Source organism: Wolbachia endosymbiont of Drosophila mauritiana (assembly GCF_004795975.1).
In the GTDB taxonomy this organism is placed as follows: domain Bacteria; phylum Pseudomonadota; class Alphaproteobacteria; order Rickettsiales; family Anaplasmataceae; genus Wolbachia.
The window spans coordinates 1266613-1273530 of record NZ_CP034335.1 but is presented as its reverse complement, the minus strand read 5'-3'; the positions used below and the strand labels follow the sequence as shown (position 1 = coordinate 1273530).

The following is a 6918-nucleotide window of genomic DNA, read 5'->3' as shown; positions in this document are numbered from 1 at the left end:
TTTATTCCCTTTAATGGTGAAAATATCTTTAGATAAGGTCTATCAAGAAAACTGTTATTAAATGTTTAATAAGCATGTGAATAATGTCAAATTAATTTGTGAATTATTTGTTGACATAAAATACTAACAATTGATCAACAATTTTTTCAATGACATATACATAATTATATAACAATCCATGATAATAAAGCTTTTTTCCATAAAAGAAAATTACTAACATTCTAGACATCTTACTTATACACATAAATCATAAAGGAAAATCAATAGTATAGAGAAGTTATTAACATATTTATCCACAAGATAAGTAATACTAATTTTTACTGAATTTTAAGTTAATAACAATTTATTGATAGAACTACTACTACTGTTATACTTTAGTTCAGACAAAAAGTAGATAAAGTAGATTGAAAAGAAGCAAAGCAAAAATAGCAAGAATCATCAGCCAGAACGAGTCAGATGAAAAAGTTCCTATTTGGTTAATGCGTCAGGCTGGTAGGTCTCTTCCTGAGTATCGGAAGGCAGTGGAAAACATGAATAATTTCATGGAGATATGTTATAGCACAGATTTGGTAACAGAGTTAACGTTACAACCAATAACAAGATTCGACATGGATGCAGCGATAATTTTTTCTGATATTTTGATAATAGCTGACATTTTAGGCTGTAATGTAAATTTTATTCGAGGTGTGGGTCCAATAATAAGACCTATAGAAAGTGCTAAAGACTTGAAGAGTCTACAAGGAATTGAATCTAACACATTACCAATCCTAAATGCTATAAAAGAAGTAAGAAGCCAGTTGCCAGAAGAAAAATCGCTTATAGGCTTTGCTGGAGGGCCGTGGACGGTAGGTTCATACATCATAGAGGGCGGTAGTAGTAAAACTTTTTCCAAGGTGCTAAATTTTTGTCCATTGGCACTAGAGGAAATAATAAAAAAAATAACAGAAGCGACAATTATTTATCTGATCAAACAGATAGAGTTTGGAGCAGATGTTATTCAGTTATTTGACAGCAATGCTGGTGTATTGAAGGGAAAACTGTTTGAAAGATACATCATCAAGCCAACAAAGGAAATTGTTTCGGCAATAAAGAGTAGATTTCCCAATTTTCCAATAATAGGTTTTCCGCGCTCTGCTGAAAATCTTTATACAGATTACTGCGAACAAACAGGCGTATCTGCAGTAAGTATAGATTATAATGTTCCAATAGAATGGGCGAAAGAAAATCTAAAAATTCCTCTGCAAGGAAACCTTAATCCTAGTCTTTTGGCCTACAATAAGTCAGAAGCAATTGAAGAAGCAAAGCGTATAATAGATTGTTTTAGAGGGTTACCTTTTATATTTAATCTTGGACATGGAGTGCTTCCTGATACTCCGGTTGAAAATGTTGCTGCATTAGTGGACCTAGTAAGAAACTACTAAAACTCTTGTATGAAAAGCCTTTATGAGGGTGGAATGAAAACCTTACTTGACAAACCTTCCCACTTTTCTTCTTATATCAATAAGAGAGAGTATTTATCCTTGTTTTTAATCTCCGCGGGTTTAACAACAAAACTCAGATATTTATTGGCAGATTACATAAAAATTATAGCGGCTGCATGTTTTTTAAATTTTTTCTACTTCAGCCAAAACACGCTTGTTAGCACATTATCAATTTACATTATTAAAACTCGCTATACAGTGATTTATTTGCCTTTTTCAATTTATTAAGCTTTTTAATATCTATATTTAAGAATACAAAAATACCAACCTTTATGTGAAATAATAAAACTTCTAGCTTTTTTGTTGTGTAGAGTTTATCATTTTTATTTAACTTTAGTGAGATTATGTCAGACCTTGCAAAGAGGATGTCTCTGATAAAACCGTCGCCTACAATTGCTGTGACCGATAAGGCAAACAGATTAAAAAGCGAAGGAAAGAAAATTTGCGTTTTAGCTGCGGGAGAGCCGGATTTTGACACTCCAGATCATATAAAAAAGGCAGCTATTCAATCGATAAATGAAGGCAAAACTAAATATACTGCTGTTGATGGAACGCATGAGCTTAAAGAGGCGATAATCAATAAGTTAAAAAGGGATAACAATCTAGAATATAAACTGAACCAAATTTGTGTCGGCGCTGGCGCTAAGCAGGTGTTATTCAACTTATTTATGGCAACAATTGACCCTGGAGATGAGGCTATAATACCAGCTCCTTATTGGGTTTCATATATTGATATGGTAAGTCTTTTTGGTGGCCTGCCAGTTGTTGTAGAGTGTAAACAAAACTTTAAGCTGACACCGAATTTACTTGAAAGCAAAATAACTAAGAAAACTAAATGGTTAATTCTTAACTCACCAAATAACCCAGCAGGAATTGTCTATACATATGATGAATTGAAAAATATAGCGCAGATATTACTCAAGTATCCACATGTAAATATTGTTACAGATGATATTTATGAACACATAATATACGATGAAAGGTTTTTTACTATCGCTCAGGTTGAACCAAAGCTTTACGATAGAACTTTTGTTGTCAATGGAGTGTCAAAAGCTTATGCGATGACAGGTTGGAGAATAGGGTATATTGCAGGTAGGAGTGGTGTGGTAAATGCTATCTCTACACTACAGTCTCAAAGCACTTCTAACCCAAATTCAATAGCACAAGCAGCAGCAGTTGAAGCGTTAAATGGTGATCATAGTTTTTTGAAAGAAAGAAAAAAAACTTTTAAGGATCGTAGAGATTTTGTGATAGAAAAGCTAAATTCTGCTCCAGGACTGTCATCATCTATTCCACAAGGTGCATTCTATTTCTTTGTCTCTTGTGAAGGTTTATTGGGTAAGAGCACAAAAAGTGGTAAAGTAATAAGTAATGATCTTGATTTTACTGAATATTTATTGGAAGACTATTTAGTTGCTGTAATTCCAGGGGTTGCATTTGGTCTAAAAAACTACATTAGAATTTCCTATGCAACCTCTCAAGAGCAGCTGAAAATTGGATGTAACAGCATCATCAGAGCATGTGAAATGCTGAGTTAATTTTTTTATATCGATAAGTATGGCCTGGATGTATTTGCTATTAGCTGGTTTGTTTGAAATAATATGGACCACAGCATTAAAATATAGTAATGGCTTTACTCGTATTATACCTGTAGTAGTTATTTTAGTTAGCGGTTCTGTGAGTCTTTACTTGTTATCGGTAGCAATGAAATCTATTCCTCTTGGTACATCTTATGCAGTTTGGACTGGTATAGGTTCTATAGGTGCGGCAATTATAGGAATAATGTTTTTTAATGATTCAGTAAATTTTGGGCGTTTATTTTCCTTTGTTTTGGTAATACTAGGTATTGTGGGCTTAAAAGTATTTACCAATTAGGAAAAGTTAAGTACGTCTATTTTACCATCTCAGGACTTTCTACTAAAGTTGCTTTGGATTTTTCAGTTCTCGAAGAGGGCATTCTATTGATTTAGAAAGTACCTTTCTAATGTTCAATATTTCATTTTTCTCATTTTGTTGAGTTAAGTTAATGTCGTTTATTTTATTCACTAAATCTTTTCCTTCCTTTAAAATTTTTAAATCGCTTTCGTTTATATGATGTTCATTTTTAAATTCTGCAACGATTTCTTTCTTCTTTGGATGAGTATTCAGAAATTCTAATATCTGGTGTTTAGCAACAGCTTGAATAAATTTCTTATCGTGAAATATTGAATTGTTATGTAGTTCTTCTAGGCTTTTATCATATTGTTTTGCTTCGTTTACAGTAAGTTTTATTATTTCTTCTGCGCTACTTAAAAGTTCCCTGTATAACTTGTCGTATCTATTGCCTGTGTGTGCGGCAAATGTTTGTTCAATGTATTTTGTTATGTAGTTTTGTAGCGTATTGTCTATTGTATCTATGTTCATTCACTCACCTTGCTTTTATGTTATATTTTACACGCGAAAAGGTTAATATTAAGTTAACTTAGACGTCTCTAAAGCCAAGTTTTACTAAAAATTATATTATTTAAAGTATAATTTTTATCACAGAATAAAAGCGTAAATAAAATGGACTTTGTAACAAAACTAAAGCTTAAGATAAAGATGAATAAAGGCAAAATCATAAATATACTTATCATTTGTGGTGTAATTTTTTTCATATACCTTATTCATGAGCCAGTTGTAGATATGGTAGAAAAAATTATAAGTAAAATAAAAGGTCTCTTTTAAAAATAGAAAAAGTGAACTTTTTCCATCATCCAAACTTGAACCTGGAAAATTTAGTTAATGCATAAACTACTTACGTTGGCTATGAGTTCAACTGTATAAAATTCCGGTAAATTAAAATAAGTATTCATAAAAATATTGTTTTCTATAAACAGAGTATCTATAATACTAGCTTTGGGGTAAAGTATTGCAGAGGAATTTTTTAATCTGGTTATTGGCGTCACTGTTTTATGCATACCAATATATATTACGCGTAATTCCAAACATAATTGCGCCTGAATTAATAACGAAATTTAACATAAGTATTACAGATGTTGGTCAATTTGGTGGGCTATATTATATAGGCTATACGCTTGCTCACATACCTGTTGGTCTTGCCCTTGATAGATTTGGGCCAAAGTTTGTTTTGCCTGCGTGCATTGTCTTAACGTTTGCTGGGACATTACCACTAATATGCTTTGATGAGTGGTATTACTCAATATTTGGTAGAATGATTGTTGGAGTTGGGTCATCTGCTTCGGCAATTGGGCTCTTTAAAGTTGCAAGTATGTATTTCTCACAAGAAAAATCAGCAAGGATGGCTAGTTTATCTATAATAATAGGGTTACTGGGAGCTATTTATGGTGGATTACCTCTAGACTTTTTGCTCAATAAATTTGGTTGGAATTATGTTATATATACTTTCTCAGCGTTTGGTTGTTTGCTTGCTCTGTTGTTGCTTTTAATAACGCCAAAAAGCAACATAGAGGAGAGTAGAAATGACAACATACTTCAGGATTTAAAGACTGTACTTTTCAATAAACATATCATTCTAATCAGCTTTTTTGGTGGCTTAATGGTTGGACCATTAGAAGGTTTTGCTGATGGTTGGGCAAAAGCGTTCTTATGTGAAACATATCAAATGACCGGGGATCTGGCATCTTCGCTTTCTTCCCTTATGTTTATAGGTATGGGAGCTGGATCATTCTTTTTAGCTTACTTGCTCGAGAAATATCCAGACAAACATTATGAAGTGATTATTGCGTGTTCTTTTGCTATGATTGCTAGCTTCCTCTTACTTTTCACGCAAGCTGGTGGTTTATATATTGCACTACCTGCACTTCTTGTTATCGGCTTTGCGTCTGGTTATCAGGTAATTACTATTTACAAAGCAATAAGTTATGTGAACAGTAACTTGGTAGGCTTAGCCACAGCCATATCAAACATGATAGTTATGGTTTTTGGCTGTTTTTTTCATACAGGAATTGCAAAAATAATAGATTTATGTTGGAATGGAATGGTAGTACAAGGAAATCCTGTGTATGGTACTGAGTTACTAGTAAAAGCAATATCAATTATTCCTGTATGTTTGCTTTTAGCTGTTTTTGGATTTATGTGGTTAAAGAAAAGTTCTTATGACAAGTGTTTCAGAAAGGATTTGTGACTCTAAAAGTAGTCTGAAGTCTTTTGATAATGAAGTTTATCAATCTATAGAGAAAGAACTGCGGCGGCAAAAATCACAGTTGCAACTGATTGCATCAGAAAATTTTGCGAGTAAAGCAGTGATGGAAGCACAAGGTTCTTTTCTGACCAATAAATATGCAGAAGGTTATCCAGGTAAGAGATATTATTGTGGTTGTGAGTATGTGGATGAAATTGAAAATCTAGCTATAGATAGGCTTTGTAAGCTATTTGGTGTTAAATTTGCAAATGTTCAACCTCATTCTGGTTCTCAGGCAAATCAAGCGGTGTTTGCTTCATTACTTACTCCGGGTGATACAATACTTGGATTGTCACTGAACTGTGGTGGACATTTAACTCATGGTGCAGCACCAAACCTTTCTGGTAAGTGGTTTAAGTCGATTCAGTATACAGTTAATAGAGATACTTATCTACTCGATATGGACGAGGTAGAAAAGCTAGCGCTGGAGCATAAACCGAAGCTAATCATTGTTGGTGCTTCTGCTTATCCAAGAGAAATAGATTTCGAGCGCTTTCGCAAAATTGCGAATAAAGTTGGTGCATATCTGCTTGCAGATATTGCTCACTATTCAGGGCTTATTGCTGCAGATTGTTACCCATCCCCTGCTGAATATGCGCATGTTATGACTTCTACAACTCACAAAACTCTACGCGGTCCTCGCGGTGGAGTGATAATGACAAATGATGAAGCATTACATAAAAAAATTAAGTCTGCGGTTTTTCCAGGGTTGCAAGGTGGGCCCCTTATGCATGTGATAGCTGCAAAAGCTGTTGCATTTAAGGAAGCATTAGAGCCGGAGTTTAAAATTTATAGTAAAAAAGTTGTAGAGAATGCAAAAGTTTTAGCTCAAGCACTGCAAGAACATGGAATAAACGTTATAACTGGTGGAACTGATTCTCATATAGTACTAGTTGACTTAAGATCACAGAAATTAACAGGAAAAGACGTTGTGGATAGTCTTGAAAGGGCTGGCATTACCTGTAATAAAAATTCTGTGCCATTTGACACAGAAAAACCAACCATCACCTCAGGGCTCCGTTTTGGTACTGCTGCTGAAACAACGCGAGGACTTGAGGCAGAAGATTTTAGGGAAATAGCTAATCTAATAAATGAAGTAATTCAGGGATTAATTGATGGAAATAGTCTTGATATTGAAAGAGTAGTAAAAAATAAAGTTGAAAAGATTTGTAGTAATTTTTCTATTTATTAATTTATTTAGTATTCAAATTTCCTTTCTTTACTTTGGACTAAACTATTGTATAGTGATTTTAT

The 6918-nt window shown here is 33.6% G+C and carries 6 protein-coding genes; 5 read left to right on the top strand and 1 reads right to left on the bottom strand.

Annotated elements, in window-relative coordinates:
* Positions 1 to 404: 404 nt before the first annotated feature.
* The 3 genes from hemE (at position 405) to EJB00_RS06085 (ending at position 3356) form a co-directional block, all read left to right on the top strand.
* Positions 405 to 1421: a uroporphyrinogen decarboxylase gene (gene hemE / locus EJB00_RS06100; protein WP_135353035.1), complete on the top strand. Its 1017-nt coding sequence runs from the start codon at positions 405 to 407 to the stop codon at positions 1419 to 1421.
* A gap of 404 nt (positions 1422 to 1825) precedes the next feature.
* Positions 1826 to 3019: a pyridoxal phosphate-dependent aminotransferase gene (locus tag EJB00_RS06090; protein ID WP_015588079.1), complete on the top strand. Its 1194-nt coding sequence runs from the start codon at positions 1826 to 1828 to the stop codon at positions 3017 to 3019.
* Positions 3020 to 3047: 28 nt separating this feature from the next.
* Complete coding sequence (locus EJB00_RS06085) at positions 3048 to 3356, top strand: DMT family transporter (RefSeq protein ID WP_225416274.1); 309 nt, start codon at positions 3048 to 3050, stop codon at positions 3354 to 3356.
* Between the two features lie 42 nt (positions 3357 to 3398).
* Here the strand turns inward: EJB00_RS06085 and EJB00_RS06080 are convergent, their stop codons facing one another.
* The gene (locus tag EJB00_RS06080) at positions 3399 to 3884 is read right to left on the bottom strand and encodes a hypothetical protein (protein ID WP_225416273.1); all 486 of its coding nucleotides are present in this window, start codon (positions 3882 to 3884) and stop codon (positions 3399 to 3401) included.
* Positions 3885 to 4371: 487 nt separating this feature from the next.
* Here EJB00_RS06080 and EJB00_RS06075 point away from each other — a divergent pair, with 487 nt between their 5' ends.
* The gene (locus EJB00_RS06075; protein ID WP_135353037.1) at positions 4372 to 5607 is read left to right on the top strand and encodes an MFS transporter; all 1236 of its coding nucleotides are present in this window, start codon (positions 4372 to 4374) and stop codon (positions 5605 to 5607) included.
* Positions 5579 to 6856 carry a serine hydroxymethyltransferase gene (glyA, locus tag EJB00_RS06070; protein ID WP_015588075.1) on the top strand — a complete coding sequence of 426 codons (1278 nt, stop codon included), beginning with the start codon at positions 5579 to 5581 and terminating at the stop codon, positions 6854 to 6856. Before EJB00_RS06075 ends, glyA begins: the two co-directional genes overlap by 29 nt.
* The last annotated feature ends 62 nt before the right edge of the window (positions 6857 to 6918 follow it).

Excerpts from the sequence above, each read along its gene's own strand:
- EJB00_RS06090 (WP_015588079.1), top strand. The coding sequence starts at position 1,826 with ATGTCAGACCTTGCAAAGAGGATGTCTCTGATAAAACCGTCGCCTACA.
- EJB00_RS06085 (WP_225416274.1), top strand. The coding sequence starts at position 3,048 with ATGTATTTGCTATTAGCTGGTTTGTTTGAAATAATATGGACCACAGCA.
- EJB00_RS06080 (WP_225416273.1), bottom strand. The coding sequence starts at position 3,884 with ATGAACATAGATACAATAGACAATACGCTACAAAACTACATAACAAAA.
- glyA (WP_015588075.1), top strand. The coding sequence starts at position 5,579 with ATGACAAGTGTTTCAGAAAGGATTTGTGACTCTAAAAGTAGTCTGAAG.